20 protein-coding genes and 1 tRNA gene are annotated in these 21,092 nt (G+C 71.8%); 10 read left to right on the plus strand and 11 right to left on the minus strand.

Annotated elements, in window-relative coordinates; genetic code table 11:
- Position 1 precedes the first annotated feature (1 nt).
- Positions 2-1,033, plus strand: a complete 1,032-nt coding sequence (gene corA / locus P8S73_RS04060; RefSeq protein WP_019309574.1) for a magnesium/cobalt transporter CorA — start codon at positions 2-4, stop codon at positions 1,031-1,033.
- Between the two features lie 128 nt (positions 1,034-1,161).
- Positions 1,162-2,238 (plus strand): mechanosensitive ion channel family protein, encoded by a 1,077-nt coding sequence (locus P8S73_RS04065; protein WP_396350524.1) that lies wholly within the window; start codon positions 1,162-1,164, stop codon positions 2,236-2,238.
- A 108-nt stretch (positions 2,239-2,346) separates the two neighbouring features.
- On the opposite strand, the gene P8S73_RS04070 is transcribed toward P8S73_RS04065, so the two are convergent.
- Entirely contained in the window at positions 2,347-3,363 is a 1,017-nt protein-coding gene (locus P8S73_RS04070; protein WP_019309576.1) for a LysR substrate-binding domain-containing protein, read from the minus strand.
- A 109-nt stretch (positions 3,364-3,472) separates the two neighbouring features.
- Here P8S73_RS04070 and P8S73_RS04075 point away from each other — a divergent pair.
- From P8S73_RS04075 to P8S73_RS04090, 4 genes are all read left to right on the plus strand, one after another.
- A tRNA-Ala gene (locus P8S73_RS04075) sits at positions 3,473-3,545 on the plus strand.
- A gap of 170 nt (positions 3,546-3,715) precedes the next feature.
- Positions 3,716-4,357, plus strand: coding sequence for a pyroglutamyl-peptidase I (locus tag P8S73_RS04080; RefSeq protein WP_124109772.1), 642 nt, complete (start codon positions 3,716-3,718; stop codon positions 4,355-4,357).
- Between the two features lie 196 nt (positions 4,358-4,553).
- A complete protein-coding gene (locus P8S73_RS04085; RefSeq protein WP_396350525.1) occupies positions 4,554-5,033 on the plus strand; it encodes an ArsR/SmtB family transcription factor in 480 nt (159 codons plus the stop codon).
- Positions 5,033-5,962: a cation diffusion facilitator family transporter gene (locus tag P8S73_RS04090; RefSeq protein WP_019309579.1), complete on the plus strand. Its 930-nt coding sequence runs from the start codon at positions 5,033-5,035 to the stop codon at positions 5,960-5,962. Before P8S73_RS04085 ends, P8S73_RS04090 begins: the two co-directional genes overlap by 1 nt.
- A 34-nt stretch (positions 5,963-5,996) precedes the next feature.
- Here the strand turns inward: P8S73_RS04090 and P8S73_RS04095 are convergent, their stop codons facing one another.
- The 6 genes from P8S73_RS04095 to P8S73_RS04120 form a co-directional block, all read right to left on the minus strand.
- Positions 5,997-7,181, minus strand: coding sequence for a M20 family metallopeptidase (locus P8S73_RS04095; protein WP_124109773.1), 1,185 nt, complete (start codon positions 7,179-7,181; stop codon positions 5,997-5,999).
- A gap of 169 nt (positions 7,182-7,350) precedes the next feature.
- Positions 7,351-8,535, minus strand: a complete 1,185-nt coding sequence (locus P8S73_RS04100; protein WP_019309581.1) for a M20 family metallopeptidase — start codon at positions 8,533-8,535, stop codon at positions 7,351-7,353.
- Positions 8,536-8,565: 30 nt separating this feature from the next.
- The gene (locus tag P8S73_RS04105; protein WP_180956155.1) at positions 8,566-9,279 is read right to left on the minus strand and encodes a DUF3253 domain-containing protein; all 714 of its coding nucleotides are present in this window, start codon (positions 9,277-9,279) and stop codon (positions 8,566-8,568) included.
- Positions 9,276-10,226: a WcbI family polysaccharide biosynthesis putative acetyltransferase gene (locus tag P8S73_RS04110; protein ID WP_019309583.1), complete on the minus strand. Its 951-nt coding sequence runs from the start codon at positions 10,224-10,226 to the stop codon at positions 9,276-9,278. The genes P8S73_RS04105 and P8S73_RS04110 overlap by 4 nt, the downstream gene beginning before the upstream one ends.
- The gene (locus P8S73_RS04115) at positions 10,219-11,457 is read right to left on the minus strand and encodes a glycosyltransferase family 2 protein (RefSeq protein WP_396350526.1); all 1,239 of its coding nucleotides are present in this window, start codon (positions 11,455-11,457) and stop codon (positions 10,219-10,221) included. The genes P8S73_RS04110 and P8S73_RS04115 overlap by 8 nt, the downstream gene beginning before the upstream one ends.
- The gene (locus P8S73_RS04120; protein WP_039102058.1) at positions 11,454-12,488 is read right to left on the minus strand and encodes a hypothetical protein; all 1,035 of its coding nucleotides are present in this window, start codon (positions 12,486-12,488) and stop codon (positions 11,454-11,456) included. Before P8S73_RS04120 ends, P8S73_RS04115 begins: the two co-directional genes overlap by 4 nt.
- Positions 12,489-12,618: 130 nt before the next feature.
- Here P8S73_RS04120 and P8S73_RS04125 point away from each other — a divergent pair, with 130 nt between their 5' ends.
- Together P8S73_RS04125 and P8S73_RS04130 are read left to right on the plus strand one after the other, a co-directional pair.
- Positions 12,619-13,239 (plus strand): TetR/AcrR family transcriptional regulator, encoded by a 621-nt coding sequence (locus P8S73_RS04125; protein ID WP_396350527.1) that lies wholly within the window; start codon positions 12,619-12,621, stop codon positions 13,237-13,239.
- Positions 13,236-15,044, plus strand: a complete 1,809-nt coding sequence (locus P8S73_RS04130) for an MDR family MFS transporter (RefSeq protein ID WP_039102060.1) — start codon at positions 13,236-13,238, stop codon at positions 15,042-15,044. Before P8S73_RS04125 ends, P8S73_RS04130 begins: the two co-directional genes overlap by 4 nt.
- A 111-nt stretch (positions 15,045-15,155) precedes the next feature.
- Here the strand turns inward: P8S73_RS04130 and P8S73_RS04135 are convergent, their stop codons facing one another.
- From P8S73_RS04135 to galU, 4 genes are all read right to left on the minus strand, one after another.
- Complete coding sequence (locus tag P8S73_RS04135; protein WP_135009761.1) at positions 15,156-17,063, minus strand: CYTH and CHAD domain-containing protein; 1,908 nt, start codon at positions 17,061-17,063, stop codon at positions 15,156-15,158.
- 84 nt (positions 17,064-17,147) lie between these two features.
- Positions 17,148-17,846 (minus strand): hypothetical protein, encoded by a 699-nt coding sequence (locus P8S73_RS04140; RefSeq protein WP_135009759.1) that lies wholly within the window; start codon positions 17,844-17,846, stop codon positions 17,148-17,150.
- Between the two features lie 450 nt (positions 17,847-18,296).
- Complete coding sequence (locus P8S73_RS04145; RefSeq protein ID WP_135009757.1) at positions 18,297-18,941, minus strand: GNAT family N-acetyltransferase; 645 nt, start codon at positions 18,939-18,941, stop codon at positions 18,297-18,299.
- A gap of 13 nt (positions 18,942-18,954) precedes the next feature.
- Positions 18,955-19,863: a UTP--glucose-1-phosphate uridylyltransferase GalU gene (gene galU / locus P8S73_RS04150; protein ID WP_059280932.1), complete on the minus strand. Its 909-nt coding sequence runs from the start codon at positions 19,861-19,863 to the stop codon at positions 18,955-18,957.
- Between the two features lie 110 nt (positions 19,864-19,973).
- On the opposite strand from galU, the gene P8S73_RS04155 reads away from it, so the two are divergent.
- Both P8S73_RS04155 and P8S73_RS04160 read left to right on the plus strand, forming a co-directional pair.
- On the plus strand, positions 19,974-20,591 hold the full coding sequence (locus P8S73_RS04155; protein ID WP_135009755.1) for a 5-formyltetrahydrofolate cyclo-ligase: 618 nt from the start codon (positions 19,974-19,976) through the stop codon (positions 20,589-20,591).
- A 105-nt stretch (positions 20,592-20,696) separates the two neighbouring features.
- On the plus strand, positions 20,697-21,083 hold the full coding sequence (locus tag P8S73_RS04160; protein ID WP_135009753.1) for an FmdB family zinc ribbon protein: 387 nt from the start codon (positions 20,697-20,699) through the stop codon (positions 21,081-21,083).
- Positions 21,084-21,092 lie beyond the last annotated feature (9 nt).

Here is a 21,092-nt window from a genome sequence, read left to right on the forward strand (position 1 = left end):
GGTGAGCATCGTGGAGAACGCCATCTATCGCAACGGCCGCAAGGTCGAGTCCCCGCGCTCCCTGGAGGAGACGTACAGCCTGCTGCGGCGGGTCATGGACCAGCCGGACGAGTCGGGCAGCGGCGAGGACACCGTGCTGGCGTGGATCGGGCTGTACCGCCCCGAGGCGGAGGAGATCCGCTCGCTCGCCGAGCACTTCCAGCTGCACGAGCTCGCCGTGGAGGACACCGTGCAGGCCCACCAGCGGCCCAAGATGGAGCGCTACGGGGACACGCTGTTCACCGTGATCCGCCCGGCCGTCTACCAGGACGAGACCGAGACCGTGGAGATCGGGGAGATCCACATCTTCACCGGCCCCAACTTCGTGATCACCATCCGTCACTCCGAGTCCCGTGGCGTGAGCCGGGTGCGCAAGCGCGTGGAGGCGGACCAGGAGCTGCTGTGCTTCGGCCCGGACGGGGTGCTCTACGCGCTGCTGGACCAGATCGTGGACGACTACTTCCCGGTGCTCTCCGGGCTGGAGAACGACATCGACGAGATCGAGGACGCCCTGTTCGCCGGGGAACCGAACGTGTCCCAGCGGATCTACGAGCTCGCCCGGGAGATCAACGACTTCCACCGCGGCGTGGCACCCCTGAGCACCGTGATGCAGCGGTACTTCGCGGGCTTCACCAAGTACGGCACCCACGAGGAGCTGCAGCACCGCCTGCGGGACGTCCTGGACCACGTGATCGCGGTGACCGGCAAGCTCGAGTCCATGCGCTCCTCGCTGACCGACGCCATGAGCCTGGACTCCACGCTCACCACGGCACGGCAGAACGAGGCCGCGATGGTGCAGAACGAGCAGATGAAGAAGATCTCCTCCTGGGCGGCCATCCTGTTCGCGCCGTCCATCGTGGGCTCCATCTACGGCATGAACTTCCAGGCCATGCCGGAACTGGAGTGGGCTTTCGGCTACCCCATGGCGCTCGTGCTCATGGTGCTCGTGGGCGTGGCGCTGTACGTGGTGTTCAAGGTCAAGGACTGGCTCTGAGCGTCTGAGCCGCCCCGGGTCTGCGTCGGGTCCGCGGGACCCGCCTGCCGACCGACGACGCCGCTCCCCCAGCTCCCGCCCCGGCCGCGCCAAGCGCACACCCACGGGCTGCGGATACGCTGAAGCCGATGCACAACCTCGAATTCTGGCTCGACAAACCCTTCCGCGTGCTCCTGGTGCTGATCGGGGCTGTGGTGGTCTCCGCCGTGGTGCGCCTGCTGATCCGCAAGGTCACCCGCGGCATCGCGCGCGGCACGCAATCCCGGATCGTCAAGCGCCTCGACCACGGCCAGTCCCGCTGGGTGCAGGACGCCGGGGTGGCCTCGGAGCGGCAGGCGCTGCGGGCCCGCGCCATCGGTGCGGTGCTGGCTTCGGTGGCCACCATCATCGTGTGGGCCATCGCGATCCTCATGATCATCTCGGAACTGGGCTTCAACATCGCCCCGGTGATCGCCTCCGCCGGCATCGCCGGTGTGGCCCTGTCCTTCGGCGCGCAGTCCCTGGTGAAGGACTACCTGTCCGGGATCTTCATGGTCGCGGAGGACCAGCTGGGCATCGGCGACTCCGTGGACCTCGGGGAGGCGATCGGCACCGTGGAGAACGTGGGACTGCGCGTCACCCAGGTGCGGGACGTCAAGGGCACCCTGTGGCACGTGCGCAACGGCGAGATCCTGCGGGTGGGCAACCAGTCCCAGGGCTGGGCCCGCTGCGTGCTGGACATCCCCGTGCCCTACGACACGAACATCGACCTGGTGGCGGACATGATCGAGCATGAGGCCCTGCTGGTGCGCCACGACCCGGACGTGGGCCCCAGCATCGTGGACGACCCCGAGGTGTGGGGCGTGGAGAACATCTCCGGGGAGAGCATCACCATCCGCCTGGCCGTCAAGACCGCTCCCCTGGAGCAGTGGGACGTGGCCCGGGTGATGCGCGTGCGGATCAAGAAGATGCTGGACCGGGACGGTCTGCGCATCCCCCTGACCAACCAGGTCACGGTGCGCACCGGCTCCGAGCCGGAGACCAGCGCGGACATGCCCACCACGTCCTTCCCCGTGCCGCGTGTGCCCACCACGGGCCAGGTGCGCACCACCCCGCTGCACCCCCACGGCTCGGCCGCGGACAGCCACACACCGGACGGCCGCACCCCCAGCCGGGACGAGACCGGCGAGGGCACCACATCCTCGGAACGCCGCGGGGACGGCTGAGCCACAGGCTCGGCCTCCGCTGCCACTCTTTCCGCAACAGACCCTCGCCCGACGCCGCTCGGAGCCCTTCCCGTCCGGCTCGACTCGTCCCGGGAGGCAGGCCCCGGCTCAGCGCCGCTTCTTGGACCGGCTGTTCTTGACCTTGCGCCCGGGCTTGCGGCGCAGCCCCGGCTTCGTGCTCGCCCCGGCCTTGGCCCACCCACCGGACTGGGGCTTGACGCTGCGCGTTGCCGGCTGCTTCTCCTGCGACTTCTCTGAGGCCGCAGGCTTCATCGCCCGTGACGGCCGCCCCTCTACCCCGGACGACGCCGCCTGGCCGGGCGCCGCGCCGTCGTCCCGCCCGCTGGACTCCTTGCGCCCACGCACGATGCCCACGAAGCGCTGCACCGCGCCCTCCATGTCCTCGTCCAGACCCCGGGGCCACACGAGGAAGACGGGGACGGTCGGGGCGTCCGTGAGTTCGCGGTGGGTGACGTCCTTGCGGGCGTGCAGCCGTGCCACGGACATCGGCAGCACCACGGGACCCACACCGGCGGCCGCGAGTTCCACGGCCATGGCGGCGTCGTCGATGTCCGCGTGTGCCTGGGGCGTGGACTCCTCCGCGAGCTGTGCCGTGGTGAGGCTGTCCAGGACCCCCAGGACGTCGTCGGTGCTCAGCACGGCCACCTGGAGCTCGTCGTAGAGGTGCACCGCGTGGTGAGTGGTGCGGAGGTGGTCCGGGTCGGGGTCCTCGGGCGACCAGTCGAGGCGGACGAAGCACGCGGTGACCTCCCCGGAGTCCAGGGCCTGCCGCCACCCGGCGGCCGTCAGCAGCTCGTCCCGGAGGACCGGCCGCATGCGGCGCTGGCGCCACCGGCCGAGCCACTTCCCCGGCATGACCCCGGGGACGTAGCCGACGGTGAGGAACGGCCCGGCGGCCTCGGGGTCCCCAGGGTGCAGGGCGTCCTCGTGAGCAGGAGCGTCGTCGTGGGCCGATGCGGGAGCGGCGTCGTCGTGGCCCGGGGCAGGCGCGGCGTCGTCGTGGCCCGGGGCGGGCGCAGCGGTGCCGCGAACGTCATCGGGGCCGTCTGCGGGATCTGCGGAGGAGAGCTGGGGCGAGGAAGGCGTGGGGTCCGCTGCGGTCATGGACCCACCCTAGGGCCAGTGCAGCCGCGGCGATCACCGCCCCGGGGCACCCGGCGCCCCGCGAATGTGCGAAATCCGTCCGGGAGGACTACAGTGACTCCTGTTGTTCGGGGCCTTAGCTCAGTTGGTAGAGCGTTTCGTTCGCAATGAAAAGGTCAGGGGTTCGATTCCCCTAGGCTCCACACCACGTCCACGGTCACGTGCTTTCGCACGAAGGATCGAGGGAACGCCGAGAAGGCCCTGGAACGCACCGTTCCGGGGCCTTCTTGCTGCCTCCGGTGGCTCCTGCCCCAGGGACACCGCGCATTCCGCGAGCATCGGCCGGTGCGCCGAGCGGCGATACGGTGGGCCCATGAAGATCCTCGTGACAGGCTTCGAGCCCTTCGGCGGTGAAACGGAGAACGCGAGCGGCACCGCCGTCCAGCGGCTCGGCGAGATCCCTGGTCCGGACGGCGTGAACCTCGCCACGGCGATCCTCCCGGTGACGTGGTCCGGCGCCGGTCCGGCGCTGCTGCGGGCTGTCGAGACCCACCAGCCGGACGCGATCATCGCGGTGGGAGAAGCGGGTGGCCGCGCGGTCGTCACTCCGGAGCGCTGGGCCAGGAACCTGGGGCACGGGCGCATCCCGGACAACGACGGTGTGGTGCGGGATGCCGCTCCCCTGGCCCCCGGGCCCGCACGCCTCGAGTCCCGCCTCGATCCTGCGGCTCTGACCCGGGCCATTCAGGACGCGGGAGTTCCCGCGGAGGTGTCCGAGGACGCTGGTGCATTCCTGTGCAACGCCGTCTTCTGGACCGCCCTGCACCGAACAGACCTGCCCGCCACGTTCATCCACGTGCCCGCGGTCAGGTCACAGGGAACCGCGAGCATCGGCGCCGAGACCGACCCGGAGAATGCCCGCGCGGAGTCCGCGCTGAACTTCAACGACATCACCCACGCCCTGGCCACGGCGGTGGGCGCCGCCGCGCGGCAGCTACGACCTCATCACTCTTGAGCGCCTCAGTGAGCGGCCACCGTTCACTGTGCAGCTCGGGCCGGAGCACTCCGCTCGCGGCACTGACGCGGTGGACTGCACCGGGACCGGGCCACCCTCCGGCGGCAGGTTCCTCGCGTCCGGTGAGCTCGTCTCGTCCGCCGCAGAGGTCTCCTCTAGGCAGACACATCCGCCTTGTCAGCGATATCATCGTTGCATGGCGATCTGTCCTACCGACCTCCCTGCACTCGATGAGCAGGCCACCCACGCGTACGCGCACCTCTTCCAGGCCCTGAGCGAGCCCACCCGCCTGGCGGTCCTGCAGCATCTGGCCTCCGGCGAGCACCGCGTGCGGGATCTCGTGGCCCACATGGGGCTTGCGCAGTCCACGGTGAGCAAGCACCTGAGCTTTCTGGCGCAGTGCGGGCTCATCCGTTCCCGCCCCGAGGGCCGCGCCACGTGGTACTCCCTCACGCACCCCCACGAGCTGACGGGACTCATCGCGGCGGCCGAGCAGCTGCTGGGCGCAACGGGCACCCGCGCGGTGCTGTGCACGCACCTGCACCACCCTCCCGCCAACCAGGAGCCCTTCCCGGACGGCCACCCCTCCGGGGTCCTTTCCGGGAACTCGGCCACGGGCGCCCCGCTCACCGGGGCCGCAGCTGCGCCGACGACGCCGCGGCAGGAGTCCCTCTGATGGGCGCCGGCCACGCGCACGACCACGGCGCTGGCGCGGGCGACCACCGCGGCCGGCTGTGGATCGCGTTCGGGCTGACCGCCGGAATGGTCCTCGCCCAGGCGGTGGGCTCCGTGCTCACGGGCAGCCTCGCCCTGCTCACGGACACCGTGCACGCCCTCACGGACGCCCTCGGCCTGCTGGTCGCCCTGGTGGCGGCCCACCTGATGCGCCGCCCTGCGAGTTCCAAGCACACGTGGGGGTTCCGACGTGTGGAGGTCATCGCCGCCCTCGCGCAGGCCACCCTCCTGCTGGGCGTGGGGATCTTCGCCGTGGTCGAGGGCATCAGGCGGCTGCTGGAGCCCCGGGTTGTGCCACCCACCGAGCTGCTCGTGTTCGGTGCGATCGGCCTGGCGTGCAACGTGGTCGCCATCCTGGTGCTCGCCTCCGGGCGCGGCGCCAACTTCAACATGCGCGCCGCGTTCCTGGAGGTGGCCAACGACGCCCTGGGGTCCCTCGGCGTCATCGTGGCCGCCGTGGTCATCGCCACCACCGGCTTCCAGCAGGCGGACACCGTGGCCGCCCTGTTCATCGCCGCGCTGATCCTGCCGCGGGCGGTCACCATCATGCGCGAGACCGCGGCGGTGCTCATGGAGTTCACGCCCCGGGGTCTCGACCTGGACCTGTTCCGCGAGCACATCATGGGGCTGCACCACGTGGTGGACGTGCACGACGTCCACGCCTCCACGGTCGCCACGGGCCTGCCCACCATCAGCGCCCACGTGGTGGTGGAGGACGAGTGCTTCCGGGACGGCCACGCCGCCGACCTGCTCAAGGACGTCAAGACGTGCGTGGCCGAGCACTTCGACGTCTCGGTCCACCACTCCACGTTCCAGATCGAGACCGTGGAGATCCGCGACTCCGAGTCCCACGAGGTCCTGCACGCCTGAGCCGGATCCCACTGCCCCGGGAGTGACCGGCTGATCAGTCCCGCTGCAGGCGCCGCCACGCGAGCTCGGCGAGCGCCGCGGCCTGGGTGCCCAGCACGGCGTCGTCGAACAGCACCGTGGGCGAGTGGTTCCAGCCGGGGTTCTCCTGGGCCAGCTCCGGCGGGCTGCACTCCAGGAAGAAGAAGCAGCCCGGGACCTCCTGGAGCACGAACGAGAAGTCCTCGGAGCCCATGAGCGGGTCCGCGTCCTGACGCACGTGCTCCTCCCCCACCAGCTCTGCCAGGGTGCGCGACACGAACGCCGTCTCCGCGTCGTCGTTGCGGGTGAGCGGGTACAGCACGGTCCACTCCACCTCGGCGCGCACACCGTGGGCGGCGGCGATGCCGTGGGCCAGCTCGCGCACGGCGGCGGGGAACGCCTCGTCGCTGGCCGCGGACAGCGTGCGAACGCTCGCGCCCAGGCTCGCACGGTCCGGGATCACGTTGATCGCCTCGCCCGCGGAGAGCTGCGTGATGGAGGCGACCACGGGGTCGAACACGCTGAACCGCCGCGTGATCATGGTCTGCAGGGCCGTGCCGAACTCGAGCAGCGCGGGAACGGGGTCCTTGGCGGTGTGCGGCTGGGACCCGTGTCCCCCCTCGCCGTGGAACGTGACGTGGAGGTAGTTGGCGCCCGCCATCGCGGTGCCGGGGCGGTACGTGAACAGCCCGCGTTCTCCGGGGAACACGTGGATCCCGTACGCGGCCACCGGCTTCTCGCCCGTGACCTCCAGCAGCCCTTCCTCGATCATGGGCTTGGCGCCGCCCGGGCCCTCCTCCCCCGGCTGGAACATGAACACCACGCTCCCGGCGAGCTCGTCCCGCCGCGCGCTCAGCAGGTGCGCCGCTCCCACCAGCCCGGCCATGTGCAGGTCGTGGCCGCACGCGTGCATCGTGCCGGTGGTCGAGGCGTACTCCAACCCGGTCTGCTCGGCCACCGGCAGCCCGTCCATGTCACCGCGCAGCAGGACCGTGGGCCCGGGCCTTGCGCCACGCAGCACCGCGACCACCGAGGACACCGAGCGCCCCAGGGTGACCTCCAGGTCCAGCCCGTCCAGGGCCTCGACGATCCGCTGCTGGGTCCACGGGAGGTCGTTGCCCACCTCCGGGTGGGCGTGCAGGGAGCGGCGCAGGGCAACGAGCTCCGGCTGCAGGGACGTGGCATGGTCGAGGAACGACATGGTGGAACTCCTTCACAACGGGAACGGGTGGGTGGTGGTCGGTGGGCCGCCAGACCACACGGCGACCCCCAAGGGGAACGTGGCGGCCCAGTCGATGGCGCACAGGTCCCGGCTCACAGGGCCCAGGAAGCGGCCCCGCACGAGGCCGGCCGGGACATCGGTGGGCGGCTCAGCCCCGCGCCACTCGCTCCCACGCCACCTCGGCAAGCGCGGCGGCCTGGTCCCCCAGGACGGAGTCGTCGAAGAGCACCGTGGGCGAGTGGTTCCAGCCGGCGTCCGCGGGATCCACCTCGGGCGGGGTGCAGTGCAGGAAGAAGTAGCACCCGGGGACCTCGCGCAGCACGAACGAGAAGTCCTCCGAGCCCATGCGGGGGTCCGGGTTCCGGGACACGCGCTCCGGGCCGAACACGCGGGCGAGCGTGTCGCTCACGAAGGCGGCCTCGGCGGCGTCGTTGACCGTGGGCGGGTACAGCGGGGACCAGTCCACCTGCGCGGTGAGCCCGTGGGCCGCGGCGATCCCGTCCGCGAGCTCCGTCACGAGCCGCGGGAACCGTGCGGACGTCTCCGGGGACAGGGTGCGCACGTCCCCGGAGATCCAGGCGCTCTCGGGGATCACGTTGTTCACCTCGCCGGCGGAGAGCCGGGTCATGGTGGCCACCACGGGGTCGAACACGCCGAACCGGCGGGTGACCATGGTCTGCAGCGCGGTGCCGAACTCGCACACGGCCGTCACGGGGTCCAGCGCGGTGTGGGGCTGCGAGCCGTGCCCGCCGCGTCCGTGGAAGGTCACGGTGAGGTTGTTGGCCCCGGCCATCGCGGTCCCGGGCCGGTAGCTGAACTGCCCCAGCGGCCCGGGGTTCACGTGGATGCCGTAGGCCGCCACCACGCGCTCCCCGGCGATGTCCAGCACGCCCTCCTCGATCATGGGCCTGGCGCCGCCCGGACCCTCCTCCCCCGGCTGGAACATGAACACGATGTTCCCGGCGAGCTCGTCCCGGCGCGCGCTCAGCAGCCTGGCCGCACCCACGAGGGCAGCGGTGTGGAGGTCGTGACCGCACGCGTGCATCGCCCCGTTGGTCGAGGCGTACTCCAGCCCGGTCTGCTCCACCACGGGCAGCCCGTCCATGTCACCGCGCAGCAGCACCGTGGGCCCGGGCCTCGCACCGCGCAGCACCGCGGTCACCGACGTGAGCGACTCGCCCTTCGTGAGCTCCAACCCGCACCCGTCCAGCGCGGCGAGGACCTGCTGCTGCGTCCACGGCAGGTCGGTGCCCAGTTCGGGGTTGGTGTGCAGTGTGCGGCGCAGCGCCACCAGCTCGTCGTGCATCCGGTGGGCGTCGTCCAGGAAGCTCACGTGCGGACTCCTCGGTCTCGGCGGGCGGGTTCACTCCCCGTCCGCGGGCATCCCCGCGAGGTCCGGTCCCGGTGCCAGCCGGATGGGACCGCGGGCTGTACAAGGGTCCACTGTCTCACCTTTTTGGGTGACTGTGACTTCTCCCACACCGGCCATCTCCCCCGCCACGTCCCGAATCTGCGGCATGAGGTCCCGCCAGTGCTCCCCGCCCAGGGTGCGGGCCACGTCCGACGGGCAGATGGTCTTCCCCGCCCGGTGCCGCAGCAGCGCCCGGATGGTCGCGGCCTCCCGTGCGCGCAGCCCGTCCTCGGTGGGCTCCTCCCACCACGGCTCCCCGCGCTCGCCCAGCGCCACCTTCGCGTCCTGCACGCGGTCCCGCGCGTGCTCGTCCCTGGACTTCACGGCGCGGCGCGCGCTCATCAGCTCGGCGACCAACTCCTTCCGGAACGTCTCGGGGATCCCGGTGTCCGTGGCCCGCCACTTCCGGCCCTTGACCACGATGTGGTGCCCGTCCGGGGTGCGTTCCGGGCCCGACGACGCCGCTGCGCCGCCTTCCTGCCCGTTCTCGCCCTGTCCCGCGGGCCCGTTCCTGCGGCCCTGGCCCGGTTCCACGGACCCGTTCCCGCGATCCTTGCCGGGTCCCGCCGACCCGTTCGAGCGGTCCTCGCCCGGTTCCGCAGGCCCGTTCGCGCTGTCCTCGCCCGGTTCCGCAGGCCCATTCCCGCGTGCCTTGTCCGTGCTCATGCGCTCAATCCCAGTCGTTGAATCAGGTGCTCGTGGCGCCGCAGCCCCGCGGCCACCACGGACGGGTGCTGTGCGTACCAGCGCAGGTGCTCGGCGGCGATGTCCTGCGCGGGAACGTGCTCCCCGTGGATGACCCAGTCCTCGTGCGGCCCACCCTCGAGCTCGGTGGGGTCGTACCCGAGGGCCTCGAGGGTGCTCGTCAGGATGGGTGCCCGGATGCCGCCCAGCAGCACCCGGCCCGGATCCGGGACCGGCGCGGACAGCCCCGCATCGTCCAGCACCGCCGAGGCCACCGCCCGCAGCACCCCGTTGCCCGGGTGGTTGATCACGTGCACCGCGTTGGGTCCAGCGGCGTCCAGCAGGGAGGCGGCGTCGAGCGTGCGGTGGGCGTCCTGACGCAGCCGGAGCTGGGCGAGGGACTCCTCACGGGCGGCCCGGGCGGCGTCGGCGGACGGCGGGGTGAGGTCCACGCGCCGCTCTCCACGGGCGGCTGCGCTGAGCACCCGGAGGTCGTGGTACGGCGCGATCGGCGGATCTCCGACCCCGGGAGCGCGCACGATCGCGAGCGTGGGCATGAGCGCGGTCCATCGCATCACGGGCACCCGCACCACCCGGGCGTCCGGGGACAGCCGCGCCAGGACGTCGTCGGTGCCCAGCGGCAGCCCCCGGTAGCCCTCCGCGATCGGCTGCGTGACCAGCAGGCACAGCCGGGGCAGCAGGGCGTGCAGGTGCGGCAGGTCCTGCTCCAGCAGCTCGTGCACCGGGGGCATCCGCACCCCGTGCCAGTCACCGGCGAGCGCGCCGTGCAGCAGCACGCGCAGGGACTCCGCCTGGCAGTTGCCGTGCACGGCGAACAGGGGCTTGTCCGGGAGCTCGCTCAGCCCGTAGAAGTCCCCGTAGTGGGCGCGGCGGCCCTCGTCCTGCGGGTCGAATCCCAGCTCAGCCATGGTGGCCCACCCTGTCCTCGAGTCGTCGGGCAGTGTCTGCGGGGTGCACCGCGCAGCCGGCGTGGTCACGGGGCATGCGCCGCGGAGAAGACTCCGCGCGGTGGACGGCGCGCACCGAGCGCACCGTGAGCACTCCCGGCACCTCGCTCTCTCCGCGCTCGCACCACACGCGCAGGGGCTCGTCCAGCGTCAGCGCAGCGTGGGCGTCCGCGAGCACCACGGCGCGCTCCAGCACCCCGGCCGGCGGCTCTCCCGTGCGCACGCGCGGGTCCGCGGCCAGCGCGGCCGGAACGTCCTGGCGGTCCACGAACCACAGCCCGGCGTCCGTGTCCCGCAGCAGGTGGCACGCGGTGAGATACGCCTCGGCGTCCTCGCGGTGGCCGTGCACGCGCACCACCGCCCAGGGCTGCTCGAAGACCACGCCGATCCCGCGCGTGCTCGGCAGGGGAATGCGCTGCGCAAGCGCGAGGGTCTCCGCGTCCTTCACAGCGCGTGTGTCCGCCCGCCCACCGAGGTCCGGGCCGTCGTGCCACGCCCCGGCCCCGGGCACGTGGGCGAGGTTCGCCCCGAGCTGGCGGCACCGGTGGGCGAGGTCCCAGTCCTCGCCGCCGTAGCCCACGAGGGACTCGTCGAAACCGCCGCAGCGCTCGAAGAGCTCCCGGTCCACGGCCAGCAGCGCACTGATGACCAGCCGGAAGTCCTCCACGCCCGCCTCGCGCAGATTCGCGGTGCGCGCGTAGCCCTCCGCGAGCCACGCGGGATCCTCCAGACGCCGCGCCCCGGGCACGTCCTCCCCCGCCACCCAGCGCAGCACGTCCGGGACGTCCAGCTCCGACAGCTCCGCGTGGTGACGCGCTCCCACGGCGAGCGCCCCGTGGCCGTCGTCCGCGGCGTCGCGGCCCGCGAGCAGCGCGGTGAGGAAACCCGGCTCGGGGATCATGTCCCCGTCCAGGAACACGAGCACCGTTCCCGACGACGCCCGCGCCCCCAGGTTGCGCGCGGCACCGGCTCGGAAGCCCAGGTTTTCCTGGCGCACCACCGAGCACGTGAACGGCGTGGCGGGAAGGACGGGCGGGGTGGCGGAGCCGTCGTCGGCGATGACGACCTCGAACTCCCGGGCGGTCATGTCCTGGCGGGCGAGGGCGGCGAGCAGCCGGTCCAGACCGCGTTGGTTCTCGAAGTAGGGGATCACCACGCTGAGGCGAGGCGGGGCGGCGTGCTCGACCGTCATGACAGCTCCCCGCCGCCGGTGATCTGCTCCCACTGCACGGCCGCGGCCACCGCACTGGACGGCAGGTCGGTGGTGCGCCACCCGTCCGGCGCGATCCACGTGCCCGCCGGATCCGCGAGGGCGCGGCACAGTGCACCGGGCAGATCATCGGTGAGGGTGAGCGCCCACGGAGCCCGTGCGGCAAGCTCCTCGAAGAACGGATGGGGCGTGACCAGCGGGCGGCGCCCGGCACTGATCCAGCGCCCCACGGACCCGGAGGCCGAGACGTGGGCGGGGGCGACCACCGGGACGGTGACCTGCTGCGCGGCGCGGGTCAGGGCGGCGTCGTCCAGGAAGCCCGTGGCACGGAAGGTGTGACCGGCGCGGCGGGCGGCACGGTCCAGCTGTTCCACGAGGTCCTCGTGACCGTCGGACGCGCGGCCGAGCGCGAGCACGTCCACGGGGAACGGCACGTCAGCCAGGGCATCCAGCACACGGTCGTGGCCCTTGCCGGGGTAGAGGAAGCCCAGCATCCCCACGGTGGGCCGCTTCCCCTCGGTGGGGTGCTCGCGCGCAGCGGCGTGCCGTCGAGCGGCGTCCCACGCCCCGCGCTCCGGCGGATCGACCGGCAGGGGCGCCACGAGCACGGGAGCACTGCCCGTGATCGGGACGTGCCGCGCCAACTGTGCCCGCTCGGAGTCGCTGCTCACGATGACGGTGCGGGCGGCGTCGGCCACCCGTGCGTAGCACGCGCGGCGGGCCTCGAACGCGTGGCCGTTGGCGGGCTGCGGGAGGTCGTGGAGCGTCACGGTGACCGGGCGGACGCGTGCGATCTGGACCACCGTGTCCGCGGCGCTGGCGGGCGTGGACCCGTAGATGCGGTCCGTGAAGTGCAGGTGCACCGGGGACCGCCCGGCGAGCAGTTCCGTGCGCACGCGGTCGAGGGGGCCCATGACCGTGGGCGCGTGCGGCGTGTGGGCCGCGAGGTTCTCCGCGTGCATCCGCACACCGTGCTGGGCGGGCCCCACGCAGGCCAGTAAGGGTGCTGTCACACGCCCACTGTATCGGGGCCCGCGGCCCTGCTCCGTGGGGGCTGGAGCGCTGAGGTGCCGTGAGCGGGATCATACACTCCGGGCAAACTCTGCACTTGTGCAAGTTTGCACGAGTGCATAAAGTTGGCGCGTGACACATCCACAACCTTCGTTGCGTGAACGGCACCGCGCGCGCACCCTCACGGAGATCCACCAGGCCGCGCTCGAGCTGGCCGCCAGTGGCAGCTTCTCCGACACCACGGTGGACGCGATCGCGGAGAACGCGGGCATCTCCCGGCGCACGTTCTTCAACTACTACGCGAGCAAGGAGGACGCGGTGCTGGGCATCACCCCGCCGCAGATCTCCGAGTGCGCGCACGCCCGCTACATGGACCGCAGCGCCGGGGACGAGTTCGCCCGGACCGTGCGGCTGTTCATGGACGTCCTGCGGGAGTCCACCGGGCCGCCCGAGTTCGTGTCCCGCCGCCGGGAGCTCGTGGACCAGTACCCCGAGCTCAAGCGGCGGATCGGCATCCACGTCAACGCCGCCGAGAACCTCGTGGTCTCCACGGTGGCCGAACAGGCCGGGCAGGGCGCCATGCCCCGCTCCGAGGAGACCACCCACGCCTACGTCCTGCTGGCCGGCTCGGTGATCAAGTTCGCCTTCCGCACCGACACCCACCTGGCCACCGTCTCCGACGACGCCGCCGTACAGCACGCTCTCGACCACGCCATCGGCGTCTTCCGCACCGCTTTCAAGGAGATTACATGACCGCCACCGCTTCCCGGGCCGCCGCCGGCCCCGCGACGGAAGAGAAAACCCCACACCTGGGACTGCTGTTCGCGAGCCTCATGATCGTCATGCTGCTCGCGTCCCTGGACCAGACCATCCTCTCCACCGCCCTGCCCACCATCGTGGGCGAGCTGGGCGGCGTGGACCACATGAGCTGGGTCATCACCGGCTACATCCTGGCCTCCACGGTGATGATGCCCGTCTACGGGCGCATCTCCGACCTCCTGGGCCGCAAGCCCGTCCTGATCGCCGCCCTGGTGCTGTTCCTTATCGGCTCCGGCATGGGCGCTGCGGCCGGAACCATGGGCTGGCTCATCGCCGCGCGCGTGGTGCAGGGCCTGGGCGGTGGCGGACTCATCATCCTCGCCCAGACCTCCATTGCGGACGTGGTTCCCGCCCGTGAGCGCGGCAAGTACATGGGCGTCATGGGCGCCGTGTTCGCCGTCTCCTCGGTGGCCGGCCCGCTGCTGGGCGGCTGGCTCACGGAGGGCCCCGGCTGGCGCTGGGCCTTCTCCCTGAACATCCCCCTCGGTCTGCTCGCGATCGCCGCCGTGGCCGTGTTCCTCCGTGTGCCGCCGCGTCCCCGCGAGGAGAACACGCGCATCGACTTCCTGGGCATGGCGCTGCTTGCCGCCACAACCACCTGCCTGATCCTGGTGTGCACGTGGGGAGGCACCCAGTACGACTGGACCTCCCCCCAGATCCTGCTGCTGAGCGCCACCAGCGTGGCGGGTGCCATCGCGTTCGTGGTGGCCGAGACCCGCGCCACGAGCCCCGTGATCCCGCTGGCTCTGTTCAAGGACCGCAACTTCACCCTGACCACCCTCACCGGCCTGGCCGTGGGCGTGGCCATGTTCGGTGCGATCGGCTACATGCCCACCTACATCCAGATGGTCAAGGGCGTGGACGCCACACAGGCCGGTCTGCTCATGACCCCCATGATGGGCTCCCTGCTGGTTGCGTCCATCGTGTCCGGGCAGATCGTCTCCCGCACGGGCCGCTACAAGCTGTTCCCCCTGGTGGGCATGACCATCATGGCTGTGGGTCTGTGGCTCATGTCCACCCTGGAGGTCTCCGACCCCACGTGGAAGATGTGCGTGTTCCTCGCCGTGTTCGGCATCGGCATCGGTCTCACCATGCAGATCCTGGTGCTGATCGTGCAGAACTCCGTGCCCAACCGGATCGTGGGCACGGCCACCGCCTCCAGCAACTTCTTCCGCCAGGTGGGTGCCACCGTGGGCTCCGCCGTGGTGGGTTCGCTGTTCATCTCCCGCCTGAAGGACCTGCTGGCGGAGAACCTGCCCCCGCTGCCTCCCCAGGCCTCCGGCTCCGTGGACGCCAACTCCTTCACGCCGGAGACCGTGCACGAGCTGCCGCAGATGATCCAGGACCCTGTGGTCCAGTCCTACAACGACGCGCTGCTGCCCATCTTCCTGGCCATGATCCCGCTGGCCGTGGTGGCGTTCCTGCTGCTGCTGTTCGTGGAGGAGAAGCCCCTGGCCACGCGTGTGGACCGCACCGGGACCGGCGAGATCTCCACTGTGCAGGCCACCGCCGCGGGGTCCGGGGCCACCACGTCCACTGGCCCCTCTGACCGCGTGGCGGACGCGCACATGTCCGCAGACCCCGCGGATCACGATGCCACCGAGCGTGAGGCCGAGCCCGTTGCGGCCCGGCCCGCCACCGGTGGCGCGGACGCCAGCACCACCGCCGTTTCCTCGGGTGAGGGACCTGCCCAGCGAACCCGCAGGTCAGGCCGCCGGGCACCGCGACACCGCGCCTGAGACCATCCGCGGAGCGGCCCCCACGAAGGAGCGCCCCGTCGACGACCACTCGTCGACGGGGCGCTCCCGTCTCCCGTGGCCCCGGTTCACGGACCGGGGCACCCGCGCGGGTCAGTCCTGCGAGGGCAGCTCGTCCCTCAGGTCCTCCACGAGGTCCTCCAGGATCTCGGCGGCCTCCAGCATCCCGTTGCGCAGCTCGGTGAGCTCCATCCCGTGGAGCACGCCCACCGCGTAGCGGTCCTTGCCGGTGCGCTGGAACGAGCGGGCGGCGCGCGCGAGCCACTCCTCCATGACCGCGGCGTCCGTGATCACCCCGAGGTCGTCCTGGTAGTCCTTGGCCACTGCGGCGGCGCGGATCCGCTTCTTCCCCGCCTTGGCGTGCGCCCGTCCCAGCGCCTCGGAGACGTAGCGCGCGGACTTCGCGGCCTTGCGGGTCTCGTGCAGCACCTCGAACGCCGCCGCGGTCTGCAGAGCGTCCTTGCCGGGCAGGGCGATCCGCTCCCCCACGTCCATGGCCATCTCGCTCAGCGAGACCTCGGCCCCCGGCTCGGGCGGGGTGGTGCTGGCCGTGACGACCACGCGGTTCAGCGCCGCGCCGAGCACCGCCTTGGCGAACTTCCTGTCGGACAGCGCCGCGGCCTCCTCCGTGAACCCCTCTCCACGACCGAGCGCGTGCAGGTCCCGGACCAGCTGGAGGTAGTCCTGACTGTCCAGCTCCCGCCGGACCGCCCGCCCGGTGCCGGTGCCCAGGTGACTGGCCGCCTCGCGCAGCTCCTCCTTGGCGGCACCGCTCAGCACACCCGCCGGCTGGCCGTCGAGCAGCACGTCCAGCCGCTCCAGGGCGACCTCCTGGTCCCGGGCGTCGCCGAGCACACGCGCCAGGTCCTTGAGCCGCTGCTCCATGTCCGCCACCACGTCCTCGGCCACGAAGCCCCGGGACGCCTGGAGCACGCTGCGCAGCGCCCGCGAGCGCACGCGCATCTGGTGCACCGAGTCCTCGGCCTCAATGCGCACGGCGAAGTCCCAGCGCTGCAGCTGCGAGGTCAGGTGGGAGATCATCTCCGCGAGGACGTCGGCCCCCGTGCGTTCCCCCCGGTCCCCGGTGTCGGACGACGACGCCGGGTCGTTGCCCTTCGCACGCCCGCCCCCACTGCCCGCCGAGCTCTTGCCGTTCTTCGTGTCCTTGCCGCCCTTGGACACCTTGTCCTTGGAGGAGCCCTTGTCCTTCTTCCTCCCCGAGCCCTTGTCCTTCGAAGAGCTCTTGTCCTTCGACGAGCCCTTCCCGGGAGACTGCTCCCCCTCGGGTTCCCCGGCACCCGGCGCGGACCCCGCGGAGGCGGCGTCAGCGGCGTCGTCGGACGTGACGGCGGCGTGCTCCGGCGAGACCACGCGCACCACGTCCCCGCCGTCCTGGCCGAGGGCCCGGGCGATCTTGGCCACCGAGGAGGACGGCTCCGCCCCCGCGGCGAACAGGACGGTCTCCACGGCCTCGAACACGGCCTTGGCCTGCTTCTCGGTGAGGTCGTCGCGCGTGAGCTCGACCTCGCACTCGGTCCACTCCCGGGTGACCCCAGCGCGCTCGTCCCGCGCAGAGACGGCGTCCAGGCACAGCTCGGCGTACTGCCCGTCCTCCGCGAGCACCGGGTACAGCGTGCGCCGCGTGTCCACGGTGGCCACGGGCTGGAGGTCCTCGCCCAGGGTGAGACCCAGCAGCACCTTGCGCAATGCCGCCGGAAGCCGGTCGGGGGCGGTCTTGAGGGGCTCGTAGTGCAGCTCGCCGCGCACCGCACCGGCCTCGTACTTCACGTGCCAGCCGTCGTCGCTGCCGCCGGTACGACGCCGCACGGCCACCGCGGAGCGCGCGAGCAGCAGATCGGCGGTGTCGTAGTACGTGGCGCTCATGTCGTGCTCCACGGGATCGCCCACGGTGAAGTGCTCCAGCTTGTGCAGCTTGAGCTTGGGCTTCTTCTTCCCCGCGACGTCGTACTTGCGCTCGATCTCAACCTGATGCGTGACCATGGTGCTCCCTGTGTAGAACGCGCCGCGGCCCTGTTCGGGATCCGCGGCGCGCTGCTGTCGTCAAATCGGTAGGTGCTGGAGGCGTCAGGCCCGGCGTCGCTTCAGGACGTCGTCCAGGTTCAGCGCCGCGCTCTCCTGCTCCCCCGCGCGGACCGCGTCCTTGAGGGACGTGGTGGTGGCCGCCGGGCGCAGCGGCACCCGCAGCGGTTCCGGTGCGCGGCGCTGCACCACGGGCGCCTGGGTGTAGAGCGGCTTGGGCACCGGGACCGGCTCCCACGTGGCCGCGGTGGATCCCGCGGCGGCCGAGCTGCGGGCCACCTTGAGGGCCTCCGCGCGCAGCTCCGCCACGCTGTAGGTCTTCTCCGCCGCGGGGCGCTCGGGCTCCACCGTCTCGGGCAGCTGCCCCTCGGCGGGCAGGTCCAGGGCGGCGTCCGCCTGCAGCTCCTGCTCCTCGCGGTCCTGACGGGCCTGGTCCTCGTTGTCGAAGATGGCGTGCTGGGCGGGGGCTGTCTGACGCGTGGCGGCCTGGGCCGACACGCCGGCGCGGTCGGTGACGGCCAGGTAGCGCAGACCCGCCACGCAGCCGGCCCCCAGCAGGAGCAGCACCACGGGCACGGCCCACGTGACGGCGGTGAAGGGCGCAGCGATTCCGGTGAGCACGGCGGCCAGGACGAGCGCGGCACCGGTCAGGAACACGATGGTGCGGTCCCACTTGATCCGGAGACCCGCCACGGATCCGCGGCGGACGGTGATGGCGGACGGCGCATGTGCCGAAGTGTCCATGGCTGTCGTCTCCCGTTCATGAAGCTGTACTGAGGCCGTGGCCCCCACTCTACTGGGCGCGCTGCGCGCGTGCTCGCGGGGACGGTCCGACGGGTGGAGCAGCAAATCCGGGGCCTCCACCTGGGCACGGACCGGAACACTGGTGCGCCTGGACACGTGCGGTGCGAACCACATCACGCACAGCACGATGATAGCGGCCAGGACCGCTGAACTGCTCACCCATGACAAACCCACCGTTTCAGGGTAGGGCAGGTGAGAAAGATTCCCGGGGTGGAATGAGCGTGTTGCTCACATCAATGTCATTCGATGGTCCTGGGGCGGAGTTCGGGTGCCCGTCAGCCGCACGTCGTCCGGTTTCAGGCCCGACCGGTGGACGCCCGGGGCCGGTCGCGCGACGGGCACAGCCCTGGGTCCGGCCGCTCGGCGCGCACCCGCGCGCCGAGCGGTGGGTCAGCGCAGCCCGCGCCGCACGGTGATGCCCTCGTCCTCGCCCGTGAACCGGCGCACGAGGCCTTCGGGAACCTCCTCGGCCGTGAGCGCGAAGCTGCGGTGGTCCGCCCACCGGCCGGCGATGTGCAGGAAACGCTCCCGCAGGCCCTCGTCCCGGAAGCCCAGTTTCTCCACGACCCGCAGGGACTTGGCGTTCTCGGGACGGATGTTGATCTCCATGCGGTGCAGCCTCAGGTGGTGGAAGCAGTAGTCGGTGGCCATGGCCACGGCCATCGGAGCGATCCCCCGGCCCGCCTGCGCGCCGTCCACCCAGTACCCCAGGCTGGCCGAGCGGAACGAGCCCAGGGTGATGCCCGAGACGGTCAGCTGCCCCACGAGCTCCTGCCGCCAGCTCACCGGGTCCAGCTCCGTGATCAGCCACGGCAGGGACTGCCCGGCCCGCGCCTGCTGCCGCATCTGCCGCACGAAGCTGCGGTACGACGGGGCCGTCCCCGCCGCCTCGGGGTTGCTCGCCTCCCACGGCTCGAGCCACTCCCGGTTGCGGTAGCGCACCCGGTCCCACTCACCGCGGTCACTCATGACCAGTGGGCGCAGCATCAGCCGCGCCCACTGGACGGTGACGGGCCACTCGGCTGCCGTGCTCACCCGGTGCGGGTCCTCAGACCTCGAGGGTCTTGGCGTAGTCCGCGATCCAGGACCGCAGACCCGGGCCGAGGTCGTCGCGCTCGCACGCGAGCTCGATGTTGGCCTTGAGGTAGGAGAGCTTGTCGCCGGTGTCGAAACGGCGTCCCTTGAACACCACGCCGTACATGCCGTGGGCGTCCTCACCGCGGTCCGCCACGGTCTGCATGGCGTCCGTCAGCTGGATCTCGCCGCCGCGGCCCGGTGCGGTGCTCTCGAGGATCTCGAAGATCTCCGGGTGCAGCACGTAGCGGCCGATGATCGCCAGGTTGGAGGGGGCGTCCTCCGGGGCCGGCTTCTCCACCAGTCCGTTGACCTTCACGTAGTCCTCGCCCTCCACGGCGGTGACGTCGGCGCAGCCGTAGGCGCTGATGCTCTCGCGCGGCACCTCCATGAGGGCCACCACGGAGCCACCCGTGCGCTCCTGCACCTCGATCATCCGGGAGAGCAGGTCCTCCTTCTCGTCGATCAGGTCGTCTCCGAGCAGCACCGCGAAGGGGTCCTCCCCCACGTGGATCTTGGCGCGCAGCACGGCGTGGCCGAGGCCCTGGGGGTCCTGCTGGCGCAGGTAGTGGATCTCCCCGAGGTCCGACGCGTGCTCCACCTCGGAGAGCAGGGCGTCCTTGCCCGACTCCTTCAGCTGGGCTTCGAGGGCGGGAACGCGGTCGAAGTGGTCCTCCAGGGCCCGCTTGGAGCGGCCCGTGATCATGAGGACGTCGTCCAGGCCGGCGTCCACGGCCTCCTGGACCACGTACTGGATGGCCGGACGGTCCACGACCGGCAGCATCTCCTTGGGCATCGCCTTGGTGGCGGGCAGGAAGCGGGTGCCCAGTCCCGCGGCGGGGATGACGGCCTTGTGTACGCGCTTGGTTTCGTGAGGGCTCATGGACTTAGGGTAAACGACGAGGCATCCGCGCCCCGGTTCCAACCCCGGAATCCGGCCGGTAATGCACTCCGTGTACTCCCAAGAGCGGACAGTCACCCAGGAGCGTGCCCATGGAACAGCCCTCAGGGGACCGCGCCGCCAAGGCAGCCCTGCGCGCGCACGTGATCGAACGGCGTCGTCACCGCAGTGCCGGGGTGCGCCGCGAGGCGCAGGCGGGCCTGGGGACGCACCTCACCCGGCTTCTCGCAGAGACCGGAGCGGGCGACGTCGCCGGCTTCCTGCCGCTGCCCGACGAACCGCCGCTGCTGCCGGCGCTCGAGGACGCCCACCGGCGGGGGCGGCGCGTGTGGCTGCCGGTCGTGGCCCCGCGGCGGACGCTGGCCTGGGTGCAGTGGCGTCCCGGGGCCGCGCTGGTGGACGGCGCCCTGCCCGGTCTGCGCGAACCCGCCGGCCCGCGGCACGGCCTGGAAGTGTTCGCGGCCGTCCGCGTCCTGGTGGTTCCCGTGGTGGCCGTGGACCGCAGCGGCGTGCGACTGGGCTTCGGTGGCGGCTACTACGACCGGTTCCTGGAGGCCCTCGAGACCGCCGGACACCGGCCCCGGACCGTGGCGTGCTGCTTCGCGGACGAGGTGCTCCCCGCCGGAGAGGTCCCGTCGGAGCCCCACGACGCGGTCCTGGCCGAGGTGCTCACCGAGCACGGTGTCGTGGCGCTGGGCGGGTCCGCCTGAGCGCACCCGTGTGCGCGGCCCGAGCTGGCGCGGTCGAGCGGGAGCCCGCGAGTAGGATGTGACGTCGGTGAACCACCGTCCCTCCCGCTCTCGAAGGAATCATCCGTGCCCGTTTACGCCTACGCCTGCAAAGACTGCGGCCATGCTTTCGACATCCGCCAGTCCTTCTCCGACGACGCCCTGACCGTGTGCCCCGAGTGCGGGGGCGTGCTGCGCAAGAAGTTCAACTCCGTGGGCGTGGTGTTCAAGGGCTCCGGCTTCTACCGCACCGATTCCCGCGCCGGGGCCTCCGGAGATGCCGACACGGCCTCCGGCTCGGGATCCGCCGGCGGGTCGGGGGCCTCCGGTGGTTCTGGAACCTCCGGGGACACCGCGGCCACCGGCAGCGGCTCCGGTTCCTCGGGAAGCAGCGCCTCGACCCCTTCGGCCGCGCCCACCACTGGATCGGGCTCCGCGACCACGACGTCGGGCGGTTCCGCGAGCTCCCGGTGACGCTCCCCG

Source organism: Kocuria sp. ChxB (assembly GCF_044359605.1).
Classification (GTDB): Bacteria; Actinomycetota; Actinomycetes; order Actinomycetales; family Micrococcaceae; genus Kocuria; species Kocuria rhizophila.